General features: G+C 47.6%; 21 protein-coding genes, 1 tRNA gene and 1 riboswitch. Of the genes, 10 read left to right on the plus strand and 12 right to left on the minus strand.

The genetic code is table 11. The features are described from left to right. The first annotated feature begins 44 nt into the window (after nucleotides 1-44). From MKY35_RS20275 to thiE, 5 genes are all read left to right on the plus strand, one after another. Nucleotides 45-998, plus strand: coding sequence for an AEC family transporter (locus tag MKY35_RS20275; RefSeq protein ID WP_250240152.1), 954 nt, complete (start codon nucleotides 45-47; stop codon nucleotides 996-998). Nucleotides 999-1,177: 179 nt separating this feature from the next. Beyond that, nucleotides 1,178-1,280: riboswitch (TPP riboswitch) on the plus strand. Between the two features lie 138 nt (nucleotides 1,281-1,418). Further along, entirely contained in the window at nucleotides 1,419-2,108 is a 690-nt protein-coding gene (gene tenA, locus MKY35_RS20280; protein WP_342444670.1) for a thiaminase II, read from the plus strand. Between the two features lie 74 nt (nucleotides 2,109-2,182). Continuing rightward, complete coding sequence (thiM, locus tag MKY35_RS20285) at nucleotides 2,183-3,025, plus strand: hydroxyethylthiazole kinase (protein ID WP_342446677.1); 843 nt, start codon at nucleotides 2,183-2,185, stop codon at nucleotides 3,023-3,025. Next, nucleotides 3,022-3,852, plus strand: coding sequence for a bifunctional hydroxymethylpyrimidine kinase/phosphomethylpyrimidine kinase (gene thiD / locus MKY35_RS20290; RefSeq protein WP_342444671.1), 831 nt, complete (start codon nucleotides 3,022-3,024; stop codon nucleotides 3,850-3,852). Before thiM ends, thiD begins: the two co-directional genes overlap by 4 nt. Continuing rightward, nucleotides 3,849-4,562 carry a thiamine phosphate synthase gene (gene thiE / locus MKY35_RS20295; RefSeq protein WP_342444672.1) on the plus strand — a complete coding sequence of 238 codons (714 nt, stop codon included), beginning with the start codon at nucleotides 3,849-3,851 and terminating at the stop codon, nucleotides 4,560-4,562. Before thiD ends, thiE begins: the two co-directional genes overlap by 4 nt. Here the strand turns inward: thiE and MKY35_RS20300 are convergent. The 3 genes from MKY35_RS20300 to MKY35_RS20310 all read right to left on the minus strand — a co-directional run bounded on the left by MKY35_RS20300 (nucleotide 4,507) and on the right by MKY35_RS20310 (nucleotide 7,663). Continuing rightward, nucleotides 4,507-4,674 (minus strand): aspartyl-phosphate phosphatase Spo0E family protein, encoded by a 168-nt coding sequence (locus MKY35_RS20300; RefSeq protein WP_071558335.1) that lies wholly within the window; start codon nucleotides 4,672-4,674, stop codon nucleotides 4,507-4,509. The genes thiE and MKY35_RS20300 overlap by 56 nt on opposite strands. Before the next feature lie 436 nt (nucleotides 4,675-5,110). Next, a complete protein-coding gene (locus tag MKY35_RS20305; protein WP_342444673.1) occupies nucleotides 5,111-6,529 on the minus strand; it encodes a helix-turn-helix transcriptional regulator in 1,419 nt (472 codons plus the stop codon). A gap of 159 nt (nucleotides 6,530-6,688) precedes the next feature. Next, complete coding sequence (locus MKY35_RS20310; RefSeq protein ID WP_342444674.1) at nucleotides 6,689-7,663, minus strand: LacI family DNA-binding transcriptional regulator; 975 nt, start codon at nucleotides 7,661-7,663, stop codon at nucleotides 6,689-6,691. A 185-nt stretch (nucleotides 7,664-7,848) separates the two neighbouring features. On the opposite strand from MKY35_RS20310, the gene MKY35_RS20315 reads away from it, so the two are divergent. Continuing rightward, nucleotides 7,849-9,192, plus strand: coding sequence for a 6-phospho-beta-glucosidase (locus MKY35_RS20315; protein WP_342444675.1), 1,344 nt, complete (start codon nucleotides 7,849-7,851; stop codon nucleotides 9,190-9,192). Nucleotides 9,193-9,263: 71 nt separating this feature from the next. On the opposite strand, the gene MKY35_RS20320 is transcribed toward MKY35_RS20315, so the two are convergent. Further along, nucleotides 9,264-9,337: transfer RNA gene (locus MKY35_RS20320), tRNA-Arg, on the minus strand. 174 nt (nucleotides 9,338-9,511) lie between these two features. Between MKY35_RS20320 and MKY35_RS20325 the strand changes: the two genes are divergently transcribed. Then, entirely contained in the window at nucleotides 9,512-9,805 is a 294-nt protein-coding gene (locus MKY35_RS20325; RefSeq protein WP_016324668.1) for a DUF4870 domain-containing protein, read from the plus strand. A 324-nt stretch (nucleotides 9,806-10,129) separates the two neighbouring features. On the opposite strand, the gene MKY35_RS20330 is transcribed toward MKY35_RS20325, so the two are convergent. After that, entirely contained in the window at nucleotides 10,130-10,489 is a 360-nt protein-coding gene (locus tag MKY35_RS20330; protein ID WP_013311672.1) for a hypothetical protein, read from the minus strand. Nucleotides 10,490-10,652: 163 nt separating this feature from the next. Here MKY35_RS20330 and asnB point away from each other — a divergent pair, with 163 nt between their 5' ends. Continuing rightward, complete coding sequence (gene asnB / locus MKY35_RS20335) at nucleotides 10,653-12,497, plus strand: asparagine synthase (glutamine-hydrolyzing) (protein ID WP_342444676.1); 1,845 nt, start codon at nucleotides 10,653-10,655, stop codon at nucleotides 12,495-12,497. Nucleotides 12,498-12,592: 95 nt separating this feature from the next. Here the strand turns inward: asnB and MKY35_RS20340 are convergent, their stop codons facing one another. The 3 genes from MKY35_RS20340 to MKY35_RS20350 form a co-directional block, all read right to left on the minus strand. Then, nucleotides 12,593-13,225: an XTP/dITP diphosphatase gene (locus MKY35_RS20340; RefSeq protein ID WP_342444677.1), complete on the minus strand. Its 633-nt coding sequence runs from the start codon at nucleotides 13,223-13,225 to the stop codon at nucleotides 12,593-12,595. Then, complete coding sequence (gene rph, locus MKY35_RS20345; RefSeq protein WP_013311675.1) at nucleotides 13,225-13,986, minus strand: ribonuclease PH; 762 nt, start codon at nucleotides 13,984-13,986, stop codon at nucleotides 13,225-13,227. Before rph ends, MKY35_RS20340 begins: the two co-directional genes overlap by 1 nt. Before the next feature lie 275 nt (nucleotides 13,987-14,261). Next, nucleotides 14,262-15,320, minus strand: a complete 1,059-nt coding sequence (locus tag MKY35_RS20350) for a GerMN domain-containing protein (protein WP_322252271.1) — start codon at nucleotides 15,318-15,320, stop codon at nucleotides 14,262-14,264. 152 nt (nucleotides 15,321-15,472) lie between these two features. On the opposite strand from MKY35_RS20350, the gene MKY35_RS20355 reads away from it, so the two are divergent. Both MKY35_RS20355 and MKY35_RS20360 read left to right on the plus strand, forming a co-directional pair. After that, complete coding sequence (locus tag MKY35_RS20355) at nucleotides 15,473-16,030, plus strand: phosphatidylglycerophosphatase A (RefSeq protein WP_069011037.1); 558 nt, start codon at nucleotides 15,473-15,475, stop codon at nucleotides 16,028-16,030. A gap of 69 nt (nucleotides 16,031-16,099) precedes the next feature. Continuing rightward, on the plus strand, nucleotides 16,100-16,537 hold the full coding sequence (locus MKY35_RS20360) for a GNAT family N-acetyltransferase (RefSeq protein WP_069011036.1): 438 nt from the start codon (nucleotides 16,100-16,102) through the stop codon (nucleotides 16,535-16,537). A gap of 143 nt (nucleotides 16,538-16,680) precedes the next feature. On the opposite strand, the gene MKY35_RS20365 is transcribed toward MKY35_RS20360, so the two are convergent. From MKY35_RS20365 to MKY35_RS20380, 4 genes are all read right to left on the minus strand, one after another. Then, entirely contained in the window at nucleotides 16,681-17,472 is a 792-nt protein-coding gene (locus tag MKY35_RS20365; RefSeq protein ID WP_342444678.1) for an SDR family oxidoreductase, read from the minus strand. Nucleotides 17,473-17,577: 105 nt separating this feature from the next. Continuing rightward, nucleotides 17,578-18,216, minus strand: coding sequence for a TetR/AcrR family transcriptional regulator (locus MKY35_RS20370; RefSeq protein WP_342444679.1), 639 nt, complete (start codon nucleotides 18,214-18,216; stop codon nucleotides 17,578-17,580). Nucleotides 18,217-18,462: 246 nt separating this feature from the next. Then, nucleotides 18,463-19,098 carry an SDR family oxidoreductase gene (locus tag MKY35_RS20375; protein ID WP_342446678.1) on the minus strand — a complete coding sequence of 212 codons (636 nt, stop codon included), beginning with the start codon at nucleotides 19,096-19,098 and terminating at the stop codon, nucleotides 18,463-18,465. Between the two features lie 75 nt (nucleotides 19,099-19,173). Then, nucleotides 19,174-20,184 carry an MBL fold metallo-hydrolase gene (locus MKY35_RS20380; protein WP_342444680.1) on the minus strand — a complete coding sequence of 337 codons (1,011 nt, stop codon included), beginning with the start codon at nucleotides 20,182-20,184 and terminating at the stop codon, nucleotides 19,174-19,176. Nucleotides 20,185-20,190 lie beyond the last annotated feature (6 nt).

Genomic DNA, 20,190 nt, shown 5'->3' on the forward strand with positions numbered 1-20,190 from the left:
TCAGACAGGCAGAATACGTCAGTTTAAGCAAGGAGAATCGATCTATGAGTGTCGGACATATCTTGTATATTTTGGTGCCGATTTTTTTCGTAATTATTTTAGGGTGGTTAGCGGGGCATTACAAAAGCTTTGATGCCTCTTCCTCCAAGGCCTTAAATGCGCTCGTTACCAAATTTGCACTGCCTGCGCATCTATTCATCGGTATCACGACAACGGACAGGAAAGCACTCATCGAGCAATGGCCATTCCTGCTGGCACTGTTCATTGGCATTGTCGGCTTTTTTGCCGTTCTCCTTCTACTGTCCCGCTTTGCGGGGAAGCAGTCAGTGAAGGATGCCGCTATGTTTGCTTTGAACTCAGCACAGCCTACCTTTGCTTTTATGGGTATTCCGGTGCTTGGAGCCATCTACGGTTCCTCTGCTGTCGCCATTCCGATTGCGCTCACGGGAATTGTAGTCAATGCCGTCCTTGACCCGGCGGCTACTATTATAGCTACCGTAGCCAGCCGGAATTCAGGCAAAGAACGGAACGGTCACCTCGGAAGGTTAATCTGGGACTCCATTCTTCATGGATTAAAAGAACCGCTGGCGCTGGTTCCACTGATTGGTGTAATTTTGACCTTGTTCGGCTTCCATTCACCGGATTTGTTGAACAAATCGTTGAATCAAATCGGAGACATTACGTCCGGGGCCGCTTTATTCGCTGTCGGAGTGACCATTGGCGTACGCAACATTAGTTTTAGTGTAAGTGCCTTTGCCATCGCATTGTTAAAAACAATTGTGCAGCCTTTATTAATGCTGCTGATCGCCTACCTGTGCGGTCTGTCGTCTGCAGATACTGTGAAGGCAGTTCTGCTCGTTTCCTTCCCGGGTTCAGCAGTCGCTGCTATGATCGCCACCCGTTTCGAAAGCCTGGAATCAGAAACAGCCTCCTCCTTTGTCATCAGTGCTGTCATATCGCTCGTTACACTCCCAGTTCTGATTTCTCTTTTGGTATAAATGCTGATTAATTAGACAGTGAAGCCTGCCGCAAACTCCTTCGTGTAGACGGAACTGACCTTCTCCAGCACTTTTTTCCCCTCGAAAGCGAACTTCAGCTCTATCACTTGATCTTTGACCAGAGAGACGTATGTTTGACATAGCGTATGAACGAATGTACAGTAATAGTCAAAAGAATAGAAGTCCACTAGGGGAGCCACTATGGCTGAGACAAGAACGTATCTTGGACCCTTTGAACCTGATCTAGTTCGCACTAGCGTAGGAAAGTGGAGCCTTTATATATAAGGTTTCAAGCGTTTTTTTTGCGCATTGGGCCTATTGTTGAAGCCGCTCCAGTTTTCCGGGGCGGCTTTTTAGCGTTGTTCCAGAATTGTATCCTTACAGGACTTCTTGCTCTTCAATTTAATGGAGGTGGGGAAATTGAGTTTTACACAAGAACTCCGTCGGCAGGCGGACGGCATTTTTCAAGCGATTTTTGAGCATCCCTTTGTGAGAGGTATTGCTGAAGGAAGTTTGACAAGGGGACAGCTGATTCACTATGTAAAACAGGACTTTGAATATTTGAACGCCTACATGCGGATATATGGTATCGCAATCTCCAAATGCACGAATCGGGAGGACATGGCTGTATTTAATGAACAAATCTCTTTTATTCTCCACAGCGAGGTTCATCCGCATCAAAATTTCTGTGCTGTCGCAGGGGTGACCTATGAAGAGTTGCAGGGATATCCACTCGCTCCGTCGGCCCATCACTATATCCGTCACATGCTGACGGTTGCGCATGAGGGCAGCCTGGGTGAGATCTTGGCTGTGCTGCTGCCATGTATGTGGACGTATGCCCAGATTGGCCGCAGGCTACTGGATGAAGTAAAGCCGGATGAGTCCCATCCGTTCTATGAATGGATGGGCTTCTATGGAGACCAGCTTAATGATACAACACTCAAGTTCCGAGAACGTGTAGATGCTTGGGCGGAAGGCGCAACGGCTGCTGAGCGGGAGCGGATGATTGAGCATTTTATACTGAGCTGCCAGTTGGAATATAAGTTCTGGGACATGGCTTATAAGCAGGAAGAATGGCCGGTCCAGATGCAGGCAACGGTCTTGGAATAGTCAGCCTGTCAATTCGATGCGTGAAGTACGGTTAATGTCCTGTTGAACCACCAACTATAGAGAGGATAATCATGATGAGTACATGGGAAAAAAGTTATTCGGATCTCCTAACGAAGGTACAAAATAGCAAACCCCTCGTTCACAATATCACCAATGTGGTAGTCACCAACTTTACGGCCAACGGCCTGTATGCATTGGGCGCCTCCCCGGTGATGGCCTATGCACCCGAGGAAGTAGCAGACATGGCAAAAATAGCGGGAGCCGTCGTATTAAACATCGGTACGCTGAACCGCGAACTGGTGGATGCCATGATCATTGCTGGACAATCAGCAAATGCACACGGTGTCCCGGTCCTGCTAGATCCGGTCGGTGCGGGAGCAACGAGCTTTAGAACTGAGTCGGCACTGCGAATCCTGAGAGAAGTCAAAATCTCATTGGTGCGGGGCAATGCAGCCGAAGTCGCGCATCTTGTTGGAGAAGCCCGTGAGATTAAAGGCGTAGATGCTGGTGACAGTGCTGACAGCGGCAATGTCGATCTGGCAATTCGGGCTGCTCGAACGCTCAATACTATGGTTGTCATTACTGGAAAAGAGGACGTCATCACCGATGGGGCCGAAGCACGAATGATTAGCGGCGGAGACGCACTGCTCACGAAGGTAACCGGAGCAGGCTGCCTGCTGACCTCTGTGTTAGGTGCCTTTGCAGCTGTTGAACCCAACTTGCTGCTCGCAGGTACGGCAGGCTTGGCATTTTACGGTGCAGCAGCTTCCCGAGCCGCAGCACGTACCGCAGAACTGGGGCCCGGAAGCTTCCAGATTGCCTTTCTCGACGAGCTCGCCAAACTACATACAGGTTCGCTGGAGGGGCATGTCACTGTCCGTGAAGCCGGAACAACCACAGCAGGTGGTGCGCGATGACAGACACTCGTGTACCCAGAGCACTGACGATTGCCGGTTCGGACAGTGGCGGCGGGGCCGGGATTCAGGCCGATCTCAAAACCTTTCAAGAGCTTGGCGTATACGGCATGTCGGCTATTACGGCCGTTACCGTACAGAATACTTTAGGGGTCCACGGCGTATATCCGCTGCCACAGGAAGCAACAGCGGAACAGATCGAAGCTGTAGGATTAGACCTTGGAGTGGATGCCCTGAAGACTGGCATGCTGTTTAATGCAGGTATCATCCGTCTTGTGAGCGAGCAGATCCGAAAGTTCGGCTGGAAAAAGGTCGTCGTCGATCCCGTGATGATTGCCAAGGGAGGCGCTGAGCTGCTGCAACTGGAAGCGGTGCAGGCTTTGAAGGACGACTTGCTCCCCTTGGCCCTGGTCGTTACACCAAATATTCCGGAGGCGGAAGCCCTGACAGGGATCAGCATCCGTACGATGGAGGATCGCCGCGAGGCTGCAAGACATATTAGCAGTATGGGATCAGAATTCGTTGTGATCAAGGGTGGCCACGCTGACGAGAGCGAGAGCAGCGAACAGATTGTTGACCTGCTCTTTGACGGAACCGCCTTTACAGAGCTGAGCGGCAAGCGAGTACGGACTGTCCATACACACGGAACTGGGTGCACCTTCTCGGCAGCAATTACCGCAGAATTAGGGAAAGGGATGTCTGTACCGGAGGCTATCTCGAATGGCAAAGCCTTCATCCAGGCGGCGATTGAGGAATCTTTGCAGCTTGGACAGGGACATGGGCCCACCAATCATTGGGCCTTCCGTCGTCGTCAGGAGATGCTTCTATGAGCGGCAGAATGTTGTCAGAGGTGGTGCGCCGCCAGCTACAGATGTACCTGGTGCTTGGAAGCGTGAATTGCCTAGCGGAACCAGGCTGGGTCGTGCAGGAGGCTCTGGCTGGCGGGGCAACCATGGTCCAATTCCGGGAAAAAGGCCATGGCGCATTAACGGGTATCCCTATGTTCGAACTTGCGCGCCAGCTACAGGAACTGTGCCGCCACGCTGGTGTCCCCTTCATCATCAATGACGATGTGGAGCTGGCTCTTGAAATCGACGCTGACGGTGTTCACATCGGTCAGGACGATGAATCTGCCGAAACCGTCCGCGAGCGAATCGGAAATCGAATTCTAGGCGTCTCCGCCCATACCATTAAGGAAGCACGTCGAGCCATTCTGCAAGGTGCTGATTATCTCGGCGTCGGGCCAATCTATCCCACCCTCTCGAAGGATGATGCCCATGCTGTACATGGGCCAGCAATTTTATATGAGATGCGTAAAGCGGGAATTGATGTGCCAATTGTTGGGATCGGAGGTATTACAGTCGACCGTGTTGAGGAAGTCGCACGTGCAGGTGCAGATGGTGTAGCGGTGATTTCAGCCGTGACACAGACAAAGCAGGTTAGAGGTACGGTCAAGGAATTCAAAAAAAATATGGTCTCATTTCTCAATGATCCGATCTACATGTTTGATAATGATTCAACAGATCATCCAGCTTTTTAGATTGTTCTATTACTTTGGGATGTGTTAAAAATCCATACTTTTTCTGGACCTGATACAGTTTCTTCCTAGCTCGTTCGACACAAAGTAAAGTCACACCTTGGTTCATCAGCATGATCCCTCCTATATGTCATATTTTATAACAAAAAGACGTTTTTTGGATTTTCAAATAATGCGCCTAACAAAAAAAGAACATCCCCAAAAGTTTGCATAAACAAAGATATCCCTAAATCCACGTTAAAAGGACCTCTGTTCCACTAATAAGTGGAACAGAGGTCCTTTTCATAAAGAAATCCAATGTTTATTGAGGCATACCAATCAATCTGACCTAGAGATTAGCCTTATTTTGTTTAATTTCATTGTTCTCTTTCTCGGAAATAAGTAATCCTAGCAGGTATATCCTCTGTACGATACTCCAATTAACAGAACTCCACCAGCAATAGAAATCAGAATAACTAGCAGCCGTTTAAGCACCTCCAATTTGTACTTGAGGTGTTATTCTTTGATTTTGGTTATGCGACTGAACAGGCATTGTGAAAATAAACAAGAAACTAGCTGCGATGACCAGCAGAATCATTTTTTTCAACATTGTCTAACCACACCTTTTCTAATAGTTTGAAATACTCTTCCCTTGTTTCGGGAAGCGCATGTGCTTGAAAATGTGCAAAAAGTCCCGTACAGTTTATAAAATAAGTCTCATTATTTAATATATGGGCTTTTACCAATGCATATATTAAGTGTTTAAAGCCATCGTTGTACATTCCCCGCTTCAAATAGTAATAAGCTAGTTCGTAACCAAACCATGCAAAATAATCCGGCATCACTTGTTGGGTGTACATATCAGTAGATTGTGATAGCAGAGCAAAAGAATTAATCTCCACTTCAAAACGTGAAAGGACATCATTGATATCTATTGCATATCGGTTAGCAGCTATCATAACGTTCAGCAACTTGGATAACTTTTCATTCTCGGTAGTGATTGATGTGGATGCAATATATTCAACATAATGAGGAAGCACTTTCCTATCTCCAGATAGGAGTCTATTTACAAAAATATTACCTTCTGCCCAATGCTTGAACAAGTTGACCCAGTGTTGGGTTTCCTGGTCTGACTCGATCACCCAACCTAAATCTGCGTAGGCATTTGTAAATTGTAATGCTTGCTGATAATCGCCTTGGGCCTCACAGACACTCGCACACAATAAATCAGCATAGGTAATGTACACAAACATCGGGCGACTCAGCCTCTCTTCAGCCTCCTCCCACTCTCGCTTTTTCTGTTGATGTTTCAAAGAATATTGGATCTCCGCTTTGGCTCTCATTTTTCGAGCAGTTGCATCGAGCTTGTCCCATTCACGCAGAGAACGATACACATTCGCCAAGTCTTTTAACGCATCGAGTTGATCTATTTCATTCAGACGTTCGACAAAGGGTTCAAATCGTGTAGCCGCCTTGAGATTTCGGATCTGATTGTTCCCCACCTGAATGGTAAACAGACGATACTGACAGATAGCCAAGCGTTCAGAGTGCTGATACTTCTCTCCTTCCGCAATCCCTTCGTAGAGCAACAATGCAGCATTGTGCTGACCTTGTGCGAATAGTTTTTCTGCTGCATCAAATAACTTTGGAGAATATAGAAGGTTATTCATAATATGTCCTACTACAAGCTGGATAGCATCCAACTTGTCCAGTTCCGCACAGCGAAACAACAACGGCTCAATTCGCCTCCAATCCGGGGAACGCTCAATGATGTAGTTATCTATGTATAGTTCGTAAAAAAAACCTTCTGGTAGCCCCATAGCCCAAGTAATTCGATCTAGCTGATGTATAGCAACAGGACGATGCTTGGCAATCCAATTATTAAGTGTTCTTTGATGGACACCTGATCGTTCGGCAAATTGTGCCAGCGTCAAATCATTTTCCCCTAAATAATCCTCTAACTTCGCCAAAATCGTAGGTGTATGTCCCAAGTCATAACCACCCTTCATACAAAAAATCCAAATTTTATACTTTCACCTCAAATTATTCACCAAGCATTAACATATGTCAACATTTTTCTTCCATTATTCCTACTATATAAACTTGAATATGGTAATTAATAACCACTGACATGAAATCCCTTTCAGAATTCAGGTGGTCGCTCGCTCTACTAATTTGAATTCCAGATGATGTATCGTTTCTTCCAGCCCTTCGAGGGCATTTCGAATCATAATGAACGCATTCTCAGCTTGCTTGTCTATCGGGTAATGAATCGTAGTTAAATCAAGCAAATGCGAGATTTCGGTGTTATCAAAGCCTACTACTGCAAAATCACTCGGTACAGAAACACCTAGCCTACGCGCTTCAGTCAAAAGACCTGCTGCCAAATAATCGGTAGAACAGGCGAAGGCGTCCGGCCTGTCTGTTGGTGCTCGTTCTGCCCACCAATGAGCTATTTGTTCACCAGCTTCTATTGAATTTAAATCATAAAAATGCGGGAAGGCCTCAGCGTCCAAATCATATTTTTCGCAAAAGTCATGATAAGCTCGAATGCGTTCTTTTGTATTCAACCCCCGCATGCTGCCGTACACATTCACAATTTTCCGATATCCTCGGGCGTACAAATGTTCCAATGCCAGCGTATAACCCTGATACTGATCCATAAATACAGACGGGATTGCCTCAATGTTTACACGCTGCCAGGTCACAATCGGACCATATTTTGTATAATGCTCAATCACACTCCACTCATTAACGCGAATCATACAGACCAAGGCGTCCAGTTGCTTTCTCCGCAACATTTCCAGCGCTTCAAGCTCCTGTTCCTTCTCCCCATTGGTAATAAACAGCGCTATATTAAAGCCATGCTCCTGGGCATACATTGTAAATCCGCGCACAAATAAACCCAATGAATCATTAAAAGAAAGTGAAATAATCCCTATGAGCTTGGTCATCCCTTTTTTTAAAGATACCGCATTGAGGTTAGGAACATAATCCAGTCGATCTATGACCTCCTGCACACGCTGTCTTGTCGGTTCACTTACGTACGGATGGTTGTTAATGACACGGGACACCGTAGCCGAGGATACCCCCGCCAGCTTTGCAATTTCATGAATATTCGCCATTTTCTCACCTCGTTCTTTCTATTTTAGCATGTTCGTGTTTAGCATGTTCGTAGTGTCCGCCCTATAATTGTCACCTTCCCAAAATAAGTTTTTTAAAAGCGCTTGACCTGTAATGCATTACAGGGATTACAGTGAATTTGTGCTTAAGAAAGCGGTTTACAAAACATACTTAGGAGGCACTAACTATGAAAAAAGGCATAAAGATTGCAACCATTGGCGGAGGCTCCAGCTATACACCAGAACTAGTAGAAGGCTTCATCAAACGTTATGCAGAGCTTCCCATTCGGGAATTGTGGCTGGTAGATATTGAGGCAGGTCGTGAAAAACTGGATATCGTAGGCGCCATGGCCAAACGGATGGTAAAAGCCGCAGGCATTGATTGTGAGGTACATTTGACCCTGGATCGCCGGGAAGCGTTGAAGGACGCTGATTTTGTAACGACCCAATTTCGGGTAGGCTTGCTGGAAGCGCGGATTAAGGATGAAAGTATTCCGTTAAAGCACGGCATGATCGGTCAGGAAACTAATGGGGCCGGTGGGATGTTCAAAGCTTTTCGTACCATCCCTGTTATCCTCAGTATCGTCGAAGATATGAAAGAACTGTGTCCGAATGCATGGTTAATTAATTTTACCAATCCTGCGGGTATGGTCACCGAAGCCGTGCTTCGTTATGGTCAGTGGGATAAAGTCATTGGATTATGTAATGTTCCAATCGGCGCGGTCAAGAGTGCATCGGCTGTGCTGGACAAACCGGAAGAAGAGCTATTCTTTAAATTTGCAGGGATTAACCACCTTCATTGGCACAAAGTTTATGACAAAACCGGAGCTGAATTAACAGAGCAAGTCATTGAAGGACTGTACGCTCCTGGCGCAAAACCGGAGAAGGTTGTTGAAAATATTAAGAATATGCGCTTCCTGTATGATCAAGTTCGTCAATTGAAAATGCTGCCTTGTCCATACCATCGGTATTATTACATGACGGATAACATGCTGAAGGAAGAATTAGAGGAAGCCAAAAACGAAGGAACTCGGGGACAAGTCGTCAAACGTTTGGAAGAAAGCCTGTTCGAACTGTATAAAGATCCAAATCTGGATTATAAACCGGAGGAGCTATCCAAACGTGGCGGAGCGCATTACAGTGATGCAGCCTGTGAGATCATTAATTCCATTTATAACAACAAAGGCACATTGATGGTGGTTAGTATACGTAACAATGGTGCGATTGATGATGTTCCTTATGATAGCGCCATCGAAGTAACCAGTGTCATTCGCGCTCATGGTGCCGAACCTGTCAACTTTGGCAAATTTCCACCTGCACAGCGGGGCTTGCTACAAGTGATGAAGGCAATGGAAGAGCTGACGATTGAAGCGGCAGTCACCGGTGACTATGCAACAGCACTGCAGGCCTTCACCCTGAATCCGCTCGTACCAAGCGGGGACATTGCTCAAACCGTGCTGGATGAATTACTGGAAGCACACAAAGAGCATCTGCCGCAGTTCTTTGCTCATAAGGAGAAGGTGACGGTATAAAAAGGTAGGTCGCTATCATCCTGCTGGAACACAAAAAGGCTTCCTACATGTAGGAAGCTCTTTTTGCTAGACGTCCCAGGAGGGATTCGAACCCCCGACCGACGGCTTAGAAGGCCGTTGCTCTATCCAGCTGAGCTACTGGGACAAGATGGTGATCAATAAAACCTTATGTATTCAGCGCATTGATTATTATATCACATTTCGGGCAACTGTCAAAAGCATTTTTTCATGATGTAGGGAAGTGGGCTGCAAAAGGAATCATTTGGACGCTAACGGGGTATTATGTACAAAGAACCATGCATAAAGGAGGGGTTAATCTGTGAGAGGTCTTTTGTCGTCACTTTGTTATTTCAGCATTTTCTTCGCACCTTTTCTAGTGCCTGTCATTGTGTGGATTGCAGTACGGGACGAATATGTTCAGGGTCATGCAAAAAAAGCTATTTTATCGCATATTTTCCCCATTATTGCGGCGATTCCGCTAGTGTATTTTATTATAACGGCGAATCATGCAGGTTCAGTGATCGGGTTTGTACTGCTATTCGTAGTGGTCTATCTCGGGGTTTTTGTGTATAACATCTACAAAGGGATTATGACGCTGCGTGAAGCGGCTTAGTTCAAAAGAAGCCTCCTATATTCCGCAAATTTGGCGGGATACAGAGGCTTCTTTAGGGTTATTTTTGATGAGTTGCTGTTGCTATTTAGTTCGATGGCTATGGCTGCTTATTTATTCCCAAAGCGTTTAGGGCTTCTACGTACCTCATGTCTTACGTTTTTCTCCAGTACTTCTTCTGCAAACTCATTGTTATGAATATAACTGCTGCCTTTATTTTTCTTATAATTCGCTTTGCCGTCTATGATTTCCCCCTCCTTTCACGCTGATCCGGCGATGGCGCCGGAGCCCAAATCAACAGAAGCCGAGGCATAGCACACCATATCCTCATGCCCCGAACTCCTTGGCGAACTCTGTACTGAGTTGCCCATAGGAGAGCAATTCTTTTTTGAACTTCTCTCGCTCCTCACCAGCAGTAATGTGTGTAGAATCGGTAAAAGCCTTGTCTGTCACTTCCTCAAATGCCGAATGCAGGTTATTGTCGTACCAATCCAGCTCCAGATCGGCGTCATTGCGGATGATCCGTACCATGTCGTAGTCATGCTGACCATCCGTCTGATCCTTGGCCGTAATATAGACCAGCAGTTCCGGGTCATCCGCGGCACCGGGCCGCACTTCTACCTCAGCGCAGCGCACTCCGTCAAGTTCAGTAAAGCGGCGGATTTTGGCATCCTTGATGTAGTACATGGTCTTCCTCCTTCCTTGCGAGTAGACGGGTTGCCCCATCAGTAGTTTTCGGAACGGACAGACATTTTATGCTTCTTTTCGGCATATATACTGTTGAACTGGGGATTTAGTTTTTGATTCATTCCAACACTGGATGAACACGACAAAGAGAGGATGAACAGACATGTGCGGAATTACAGGTTTCATACAGTGGAACGGAGACTTAATGCATCAATCTGAGCTGCTGCTGAATATGACACAAACGCTCTCCGATCGCGGACCAGATGCTGCGGGTACCTGGATATCCAATCCGTGTGCCTTCGGACACCGAAGACTGAGCGTTATGGACCCGGAAAATGGCGCTCAACCCATGATCCGGCAGCTGGAGGATATCACTTATACGATTGTATATAACGGGGAAATATATAACGCGCCTGAGCTGAAAAAAGAGCTGCAACAGCGCGGGCATTTTTTCCGTTCACAATGCGACACGGAGGTGCTGCTCGAATCCTATATCGAATGGGGCCCCGAATGTGTGGATCGGTTAAACGGCATTTTTGCGTTTGCGGTCTGGGATAGTGAGCGGGAGCAGGTGTTTCTGGCACGGGATCGGCTGGGAGTAAAGCCGTTATTTTATAGCCAGACCGAAGAAGTATTCGTATTTGGCTCAGAACCCAAAGCACTGCTTCAGCATCCAGCGGTAGAAGCAGCAGTGGACGCCGAGGGATTGGCCGAAATCTTTATCATCGGGCCTGCACGTACCCCCGGACACGGCGTCTATTCGTCTATGAAGGAGCTACGCCCCGGGCATACGCTAACTTACAGCCGCGACGGCGTGCGCATTCAAGCCTACTGGACACTGGAAAGCATTGCGCATGAGGATAACACCGAAGAAACGGCGCTTAAGGTACGAGAACTGTTGCTGGATACGGTGGAGCGGCAGCTCATTTCGGATGTTCCGGTGTGCACCTTATTGTCTGGCGGGCTGGATTCAAGTGCTCTATCTGCATTAGCTGTCGATTATTACAAACGTACCGGGCAGGGACAAGTTCATACGTATTCGGTCGATTATGTGGATAACGACAAGCATTTTAAAGCCCATGCGTTTCAACCCGGAGCCGATGCCCCCTGGATTCAGCGGATGGTGGATGAATTAGGGACAAATCATCACTGGATTGAATTCGATACGCCAGAAGTCGTAGCAGCTCTGAACAACTCCACGCTAACGCGGGATTTACCTGGAATGGCGGACGTGGATTCGTCGCTGTATCTCTTTTGCCGGGAGATTAAAAAAGGGGCTACGGTCGCTATTTCCGGCGAGGCTGCGGATGAAGTTTTTGGCGGATATCCATGGTTCCACCGGGAGGATATGCTGAATTCGGGTACATTCCCGTGGGCAGTTGCACCCGACATGAGAGCCAGTCTGTTGTCTCCCGAAGTGCGGGACTGGATCAAGCCGCTGGAGTATTTGAACGACCGCTACTCCGAAGCGGTCGGAGAAGTGCCGAAGCTACCGGGGGAAACAGGAAAAGCTGCGCAAATGCGCGTTATGTCCTATTTGAACATCACCCGCTTTATGCCTACTCTACTGGACCGCAAGGATCGGATGAGTATGGGAGCCGGACTCGAAGTGCGGGTACCGTATTGCGATCATCGATTGGTGCAATATGTATGGAACATTCCGTGGAGCATCAAGATGACAGGCGGACGTGAAAAAGGTATTTTGCGCAAGGCGCTTGAGGGTGTACTGCCGGATGATGTGCTGTATCGCAAAAAAAGTCCATATCCAAAAACGCATAACCCTTCCTACCTTGAGGCTGTGAAAAAGCAGGCGCTGCAGCTGCTGGATGACTCCTCTTCCCCACTGCTCAAGCTGATTGATGCGCAAAAGGTACGCGATATTGCCGCCTCACCGGAGGCATCCACCAATCTGCCTTGGTTTGGTCAGCTGATGTCGGGTCCCCAGTTGTTTGCCTATTTGGCCCAAGTGGATAACTGGTTGCGCACTTACAAGGTTGCGATTCGATAAGCTAAAAATACCAAAAAGGCTATCCGCAGCTCATGACTGACGGATAGCCTTTTTTCGTTATGTGAATGGGGGATGATTTCGCCCCTGCTACCAAGCTATGCCTGTGGATTACCCAGCTTTGTTGCCAAATTACGCAGAGCTATCCCTCGGTGACTGATAGCCTGCTTTTGTTCCAACGTCAGCTCGGCCATTGTCTTCTCATACTCTGGCAAATAAAACAGCGGATCATACCCGAACCCACCGCTGCCGGCGGTTTCAGTAGTAATCCAGCCTTCCACGGAACCTGTCGATTCCAGCGTCTCGCCAGTCTGCGGATTATACAGAATCAAGGTACAGACGAATTGAGCCGGGCTTAGCAAAGGCTGTCCCGTATCATCACCCAGCTGCTTCGATTCCAGAACGTCGAGCAGCTTGATATTGTTTTCGTGATCGCTGGCACCTTCTCCAGCATAACGGGCAGAGTATACCCCCGGTGCACCGTCCAGCAAGTCCACGCAGAGGCCGGAATCATCGGCCAGCACGGGCAATCCGAGCACATCTCCAACCGCTTTAGCTTTTTTCAGTGCATTTTCGGCAAAGGTTTTGCCATCTTCAACGACATCAGGAATGTCGGGGTAATCGTACATGCTTCTGACTTCCTTGCCAAACGGCGCAAAAGCATGCGCAAATTCCCGCACTTTTCCTTTATTTTTCGTAGCGACAATGATGACCGGGCCATCCAGCTGCATTAGGCGCCAGCTCCTGTACGTCCAGCACCGATCTTATCAGCAATCGGTCCAAGTACTTCTTTTTGGCGCTCAATCATTTGCAGAATCCCTTGTTCGCCCAAGCTAAGCAGTTGATCCAATTCGTTACGGTCAAATGGGCTTTCTTCACCTGTACCTTGCAGCTCGACATATTTTCCACTGCCAGTCATGACAAGATTCATGTCCACTTTGGCCTTAGAATCCTCTTCATAATTCAGATCCAGCAACGCTTTTTCACCAACAACCCCTACGCTGACGGAAGCCAGAAAATCGGTAATTGGAAAAACAGGCAGCTTGTGCTGGGTAGCAATTTTATTGACCGCAATCGCCAACGCTACGAAAGAACCGGTAATTGAGGTTGTGCGTGTTCCGCCGTCCGCCTGAATGACGTCACAATCCAACGTAATCGTCCGTTCACCAAGCGCCTGCAAATTGACCACCGAACGCAACGCTCTTCCAATCAGACGCTGAATTTCCATGGTACGGCCTGTCAGCTTGCCACGCGCAGCTTCACGCTGATTACGGCTATGAGTCGCACGCGGAAGCATGGAATACTCTGCGGTTACCCAGCCTTTTCCTTGTCCCTTCATAAAGGGGGGGACGCGTTCTTCTACAGTAGCCGTGCAAATGACTTTCGTCTCGCCAACCTCTATAAAAACAGAACCCTCCGCGTATTTATTTACTCCTGCTGTCAATTTCATCGGGCGCAGCTCATCACCGTTTCGTCCGTTAGATCTACTCATGCTTTTTCCTCCTACGTCGTATGCAACCTGTTCTTATATGTTTATTTTACCAAAGTGTGCAGGCAAAAGCACCCCAAGGACGATTTCCGCCCTTAAAGAGGTTGTTCAAAAAGTCGTCTTTCCATGACGAAGCTAATCAAGAAGCGGATTCAACGTCGAATCTTGAATTCAGCCGGGCCTTCCGTTGCTCACGTAGATCTGTCTACGCTCCGCTACTCAGTCCCTAGCTTCATCCAATCTTCTCGGTCCTGAAAAGCCGACTTTTGAACACGCACTTAAAGAGGAATTTCGTTAATGTGCTGCGGCTTGGCTACAGGCTCTCCGTAATTTTGATTATTTTGTCCAATCACGCTTTTTTCACCATTCAGTTCAATCCGAATTTTTGTTTTGACTGCATCATCTGAATTGTCTGCCGCTGTCAGCACAACCGATTCCAAAAATTCAGCAGGCACGGCTTCTCCCTTAGCAAACATATCATCCGAGAGCGATACCGTAATGACGTTGTCTTTGGAGCGTTCTACTGATTTCAGTGCCGTCTCTCCTGTCATCACTTCTTGTAACCCATCTTTGGTCTGCGGCCCTTGAATCAATTGATGAAGTGCTGACTGGACACGATCTTTTTCAGGGCTGACCAACCGTGTTACAGGTACATAGTATTGAACTCCAGCAGGAGAAGATGAAGAGAAATACACAGTGACTGGACTGGAATCCAGTGGTGTTACGCCATGACCAATCTCCAAGTTAATACCTACTGCACGTGTCAACGGATGATCCAGCGGTGTGCCGCCAACAGGCATTTCGTTCAGCTTTTTGCCCTCCACCCAGATCTGTACGCTCTCAATATCAGGACGGTCGGTCAGGGTCCAGGTCAAGCTCTCCATTAATTTTCGTTCATCCTGTGGCTTATAGTTGGCGAAAGATTTGTTGAATTCGACAACAGCCAGCTTGTTGTTCTTGTCCACCGTCACACTTTTCACTTCCGTACCTTGGGGGATTACACCTTTAAATCCCTCTGGTAATAATCCGGCATATGGCCCGCCCTCAACTAATGTTTCCAGTGCTGATTTGGCATCTGCCTGTACATCCCCTGTAGCCATCGGTAAAGATACCGGGGCCAGCAAACCGTTATGATCTTGCAAAAAAACAGCCCTCAGTTGCCCTGTACTGGCAGGTGCTTTTCCGGTTACAGCCTTAATCATGGACTGCTCTGTCGTGGACGGCGGGGGGTCGATGGATGCCGATTCGTTGCCGAAAAGGCTGCAGCCTGACAACAACAGGGGTAGGGATAGCAGTCCAGCTACAGAGGTCATACGCCATGGGTGTTTTATATTCATAAGTGAAGTTCCTCCCTAACAATTTTGTACAGATTGTACTAATATGTATACAAGCCTCGCGTAAAAAATAACTACTTTTTCAGCAAACTGGACACACTGGTCATAATTGCAGTAGAAATCAGGATCTATACGAGGAGGGTAACTTCAATTTTATGGACAAGAAAAAAGTACCTTACAGCCTGAACAGTAAAAAGGTAGCTGATGCCACCCGCGAGTGGCTGCACAAGCGTGGCGTTAACATGACTGAAATCGCAGAACTGGTCATGCTTTTACAGAAAAAATATTACCCAACCCTAACGATGGAAGAATGTATGGAGAATGTGGACAAGGTACTGATGAAGCGCGAGGTTCAAAATGCCGTGCTCACGGGCATCCAACTGGATATCCTTGCAGAACAGGGCGCTCTTCTTCCCCCATTGCAGGACATGATTGAAAATGATGAGGGATTATACGGGGTGGATGAAATTCTGGCCTTTTCCATTGTAAATGTGTACGGCAGCATTGGATTCACCAATTACGGTTATGTCGATAAACTCAAACCAGGTGTGCTGGAACGCCTGAATGATAAAAGCCTCGGGCCGATCCATACGTTCCTGGACGACATTGTGGGCGCTATCGCAGCTTCGGCCAGCAGCCGTATCGCCCATCGCAAACAGGCAGAGCGTGAGCAGGAGCTTGGGGAAGAAAGCGCACCGAATACAACACGTTAAACAACATGCTAAATAACAAACAACGCGTGGGAATATAACAGATATATAAGGGTTAGAGGAGAACTAGACATGGCAAACATTACTGAAGGGTATGCATTCCGTACGATGCAGGCTAATGATTATGATCAAGCCATTGAGCTGTGGAATGGCTTAGACGGATTGGGATTAAGCGAGGCCGACTCACCGGAGCGAATTGCACGCTTTTTACAACGGAACGAAGGACTTAGCTTTGTCTGTGAGTACAACGGAAACATCATAGGCACGATTTTAGCGGGCCACGATAGTCGCAGGGGGTTTCTGTATCATCTGGGTGTAGCTGCAGCACATCGTGGTCAAGGGATCGCGCCCAGATTGGTGGATAAAGCGTTATCTGCTTTGCTGAGAGAAGGCATTGATAAATGTCATCTGTTTGTGATGGAGCATAACGCAGGGGGTCAACGCTTCTGGTCAGCTAATGGCTGGGAGAAACGGGATGGAATTTTACTATATTCCCGAGGACTAGAATAGGATCTAAGCGCTTGATCTATACAAATAGGAACACCGGGTCTGATTCAAGTCGAGCTATAAACGATCAGACCCGGTGCATAATACTCACAGCTTATTCATTAGCAATTCTAACCTTTCAAGCTCAGATTACCTTCATTCATAAATTACAATCCATTTTGTGGACGCAGTGCACGTTCTACAATTCCCAGCGTGGATTGACGAGAGAAGAGCCGGGACACCTGAGCTACCCAATAGTTTTGGCGACCGGAAATGATGTGACTACGCCCCTTTTCAAATGCTCTCAACGCGTTCTTCACCACGGTTTGGGGAGTTTCCCTAATTCCAATTGACGCTTCACTTGCGCCAACAATATCAAAAAACGGCGTTTCTGTTGAGCCTGGACAAAGGGCCAGAACTTTAAGCCCCCGTTTCCGGTTTTCGGCCCATAGCGCTTCAGTAAAAGAAAGCACAAATGCTTTGGTTGCTCCATATACGGCCATATAAGGATCGGGCTGAAATGCGGCTGTGGAAGAAACATTGATGAGCCCCCCATCCCGCTTACGCAATAAATCAGGCATAAATGCATGTGTGATGTCGACTAAAGCAGCCACATTGAGCATCACTTCCTCATGCTGTCGTTCTCCTGAAACCTGCTCAAAGTATCCATAGGTGGCAAAACCGGCGTTGTTAATCAGGAGATCTACCTTTAGTTGTTGCTTTTGAACCTCCTGATGCAATGCTGGTGGTGCTCCTGGTGTGGAAAGATCCATCGCAATCACCGTTGCTTTTACGTTATATTTAGCTGAAAGTTCTTTAGCCAGCGTCTCTAATTTGGTTTCATTGCGTGCTACCAAAATGAGATTACATTTCTTAGCTGCGAGCGAATAGGCAAAGGCCTCGCCAATACCGGATGAAGCTCCTGTGATCAGGGCTGTTTTGTTTGCGTACATAAACATGATGATAACCTCCATAGTATCATAGTTTTATTTAAGAAACATTGTTACCACTACTCTATAATGAACTGAAGTCATCTACTATGACGACCTCAGTACACTTCATATTTACGATGGGGATGAGGATGTTTTAAATGCTACAAGCGTATTTTTCAGTGTAAATGCATACACCCCTTGAGCCATATCTACATCTGAAAAATGACCTGCAAACTGAAGATGTATGACTCCATGTAAAGCAGACCAAAACATCCGGACAACCAGCAACGGATCATACTCTTTCAATACTCCCTGCTCCATAGCGTGTATGACGGTTTGCAGAATTCGTGACAGTGCCGTTGTGGTCCCCTCCAAGCTCTGTTCATCCGGCTTGAAATCAGATAGTGCCCCGCCAAACATCATTTTATAATAGGCTGAATGGAGCTGTGCAAATTCCCAGTACGCCCAGCATAGAGCTTCCAGATCAGCGAGTACGCTTTCGGTAACAGGTACTTGCTGAAAGGTTTCAGCCAATAGCCGACATCCATCCAGGTACATCTCATTGGCAAGACCATCCTTACTGCCAAAAATATTGTAAATGATCTTGGTGGAACAGCTTAATTTCTGCGCAACTCGCCGTACGGTCACAGCCTCAGGCCCTTCTTCCACAAGAAGGATACATGCGGCATCGATGACATTTTTACGTAGCAATTGCTGCTGCTGTAGCTTCACTTCCGAATAGGTTTTATAGGGATGCGATGGCTCGGACATGATTGAATGCACTTCCTTTTGCTTGAGGATTTTGCAAAATCCTGGCTTATTAAAAACTGTTGCTTGTTGCTACTATAATAAATTAAAGAACTACACAAGACTTTCAGGGAAACAGTGTTTCCGTTAAGAACCATAGTATTCTAAGCCTGAGTATTTGTCAAATAAAAAAAGAAACACAATAAGTAGATACACTTACCGCGCTCTGGTTGATTGCTTAAAAATGAAGCTATGTTTGGTGTTCCACAATCAGTAGGCAATGCCTACCCGTGTACGTATAAATTCGTAACTCTTGCATTGCCGATAAGTAAAATCAGCCGTATCCGCGGTGGTAATTTGTGAGCCACCTTCAGGCAAAAAATCTTTTTCCACGCGATAAATACCTGTCCGCGCTCCATCCGGTAGATAGGTTGGACATACGATTGTCCAGTCTAGTGCCGATTCACGCAGTAATTCGTACACTCGCCGATGTTCCTGGGCCGCACGAGTGCTGCGTCGTCGGGTATCGTAGGACTCGTAACGATACAGGTCCGGTTCGGTCCGGCTTTGCAAAATTCCTGCCGTTCCTACCGTAATGAGCCGAGAAATGGACTGTTCCTGCATGAGCCGGATCAGCAGGGCTATATTAACGGATAAGGTAGTCGTTCCATCCGTATTCAGCGCACTGATCACAGTCGTCGCCCCACCCTTCAGCGCCTGTGCTACGTCCTCTCCATTAGTGGCATCGCCTTGTACGATTTGCAGCTGATTCCCATATCCAGGTATGTAATTCTCCAACTTGTCCGGTGAACGAACAAGGACCGTAACGGTATGACCGTCCGCTAACGCATAATCTAATATATACCGTCCTACGCGTCCGGTAGCTCCCAGCAGCAGCAAATTCATAAAGTCCTCTTTTCCGGCATGCATGCCGCTTGTCATGTTGTTTCGTTATGTCACTTGTTGGTCAACTTTCCGTGACTATTGACGGCAAAAGGGATAGAAGCGCGTGATTGGGTTCGTCTCGCTCATAGAGGCCCGTTCACGGCGCACCAGCTCCACCAGATGAGCCAGCGTCTCGGACATGGCAAACCTTAGCTGGTGAATACCCAGCTTGCCACCGAACATGGCAATGCACAGCTCATAGGCTGTGCTTCCCTCCGGTTGGATCAGCTGCTGAAATTTCTCCAGTCGTTCTTCATGATGTGCCAGCAACGCTTGCGTCCGCTCCCGAAAATAACCAAACGGATTGCGGTGCCCCGGATATGCCCACGCTACCTCCAGCTTACCTAGACGCTGCAAGCCGTCTACATAAGACTTCAACGGCTGGGCATCACTGCCCGGCAGCAGACTGATGTTAGGAGAAATCTGCGGCAAAACTGCGTCACCGCAGAGGATAACACCGCTATTCGGGTCATATAAGGACATATGTCCGGGCGCATGCCCTCCCGTCTCGACGGGCAGCCAACTGCGTCCACCCCATTCCAGACGAGCGTCTATGCCGGTAGGAATAACGGTAATCTCAGGCTGTGGATTCACTTGCAAATAAGCCTGCCGCATATGTAATTCCAAGGCCGGCACTTGCTCCAAAGGAAAGCCATGCTGGACAAAAAAGCTGGGAAGCCTGTTCTCCATAGCGACCGTCAATTCTGGAGCGTTCCACATCATCATCGCTTCCTTATGGCTTCGGGCTGACATATGTACACGAGCCTGACTTTGCTGCTGCATCCAGCCCGCCAATCCGTAATGATCGGGGTGATGATGAGTGACCACAATGTCCGAAATATCCCCAAAGGACATTCCCAGCTGGTGGAAGACATGCGCCCATTCTGCCTCGGTGTCCATATTGCGCGGCCCCGGGTCTACAATCGTAAAACCGTGCTCTCCCTTGAGCACATAGCTATTCACCCAGCGCAGCGGAAAGGACATGGATATTTTGACCTGAAAGCCTCCATCTATTCGCTCACACGGTGTAAGCTCTGGCATTTTCATGGCTTC

Source organism: Paenibacillus sp. FSL L8-0638 (genome assembly GCF_038593075.1).
GTDB classification, from domain to species: Bacteria; Bacillota; Bacilli; order Paenibacillales; family Paenibacillaceae; genus Paenibacillus; species Paenibacillus polymyxa_D.

What these genes read in the sequence shown, in the direction of transcription:
- MKY35_RS20275 (WP_250240152.1), top strand. Translation starts at nt 45, where the DNA reads ATGAGTGTCGGACATATCTTGTATATTTTGGTGCCGATTTTTTTCGTA.
- thiM (WP_342446677.1), top strand. Translation starts at nt 2,183, where the DNA reads ATGAGTACATGGGAAAAAAGTTATTCGGATCTCCTAACGAAGGTACAA.
- thiD (WP_342444671.1), top strand. Translation starts at nt 3,022, where the DNA reads ATGACAGACACTCGTGTACCCAGAGCACTGACGATTGCCGGTTCGGAC.
- thiE (WP_342444672.1), top strand. Translation starts at nt 3,849, where the DNA reads ATGAGCGGCAGAATGTTGTCAGAGGTGGTGCGCCGCCAGCTACAGATG.
- MKY35_RS20300 (WP_071558335.1), bottom strand. Translation starts at nt 4,674, where the DNA reads ATGCTGATGAACCAAGGTGTGACTTTACTTTGTGTCGAACGAGCTAGG.
- MKY35_RS20310 (WP_342444674.1), bottom strand. Translation starts at nt 7,663, where the DNA reads ATGGCGAATATTCATGAAATTGCAAAGCTGGCGGGGGTATCCTCGGCT.
- MKY35_RS20315 (WP_342444675.1), top strand. Translation starts at nt 7,849, where the DNA reads ATGAAAAAAGGCATAAAGATTGCAACCATTGGCGGAGGCTCCAGCTAT.
- MKY35_RS20330 (WP_013311672.1), bottom strand. Translation starts at nt 10,489, where the DNA reads ATGTACTACATCAAGGATGCCAAAATCCGCCGCTTTACTGAACTTGAC.
- asnB (WP_342444676.1), top strand. Translation starts at nt 10,653, where the DNA reads ATGTGCGGAATTACAGGTTTCATACAGTGGAACGGAGACTTAATGCAT.
- MKY35_RS20340 (WP_342444677.1), bottom strand. Translation starts at nt 13,225, where the DNA reads ATGCAGCTGGATGGCCCGGTCATCATTGTCGCTACGAAAAATAAAGGA.
- rph (WP_013311675.1), bottom strand. Translation starts at nt 13,986, where the DNA reads ATGAGTAGATCTAACGGACGAAACGGTGATGAGCTGCGCCCGATGAAA.
- MKY35_RS20350 (WP_322252271.1), bottom strand. Translation starts at nt 15,320, where the DNA reads ATGAATATAAAACACCCATGGCGTATGACCTCTGTAGCTGGACTGCTA.
- MKY35_RS20355 (WP_069011037.1), top strand. Translation starts at nt 15,473, where the DNA reads ATGGACAAGAAAAAAGTACCTTACAGCCTGAACAGTAAAAAGGTAGCT.
- MKY35_RS20360 (WP_069011036.1), top strand. Translation starts at nt 16,100, where the DNA reads ATGGCAAACATTACTGAAGGGTATGCATTCCGTACGATGCAGGCTAAT.
- MKY35_RS20365 (WP_342444678.1), bottom strand. Translation starts at nt 17,472, where the DNA reads ATGTTTATGTACGCAAACAAAACAGCCCTGATCACAGGAGCTTCATCC.
- MKY35_RS20370 (WP_342444679.1), bottom strand. Translation starts at nt 18,216, where the DNA reads ATGTCCGAGCCATCGCATCCCTATAAAACCTATTCGGAAGTGAAGCTA.
- MKY35_RS20375 (WP_342446678.1), bottom strand. Translation starts at nt 19,098, where the DNA reads ATGAATTTGCTGCTGCTGGGAGCTACCGGACGCGTAGGACGGTATATA.
- MKY35_RS20380 (WP_342444680.1), bottom strand. Translation starts at nt 20,184, where the DNA reads ATGAAAATGCCAGAGCTTACACCGTGTGAGCGAATAGATGGAGGCTTT.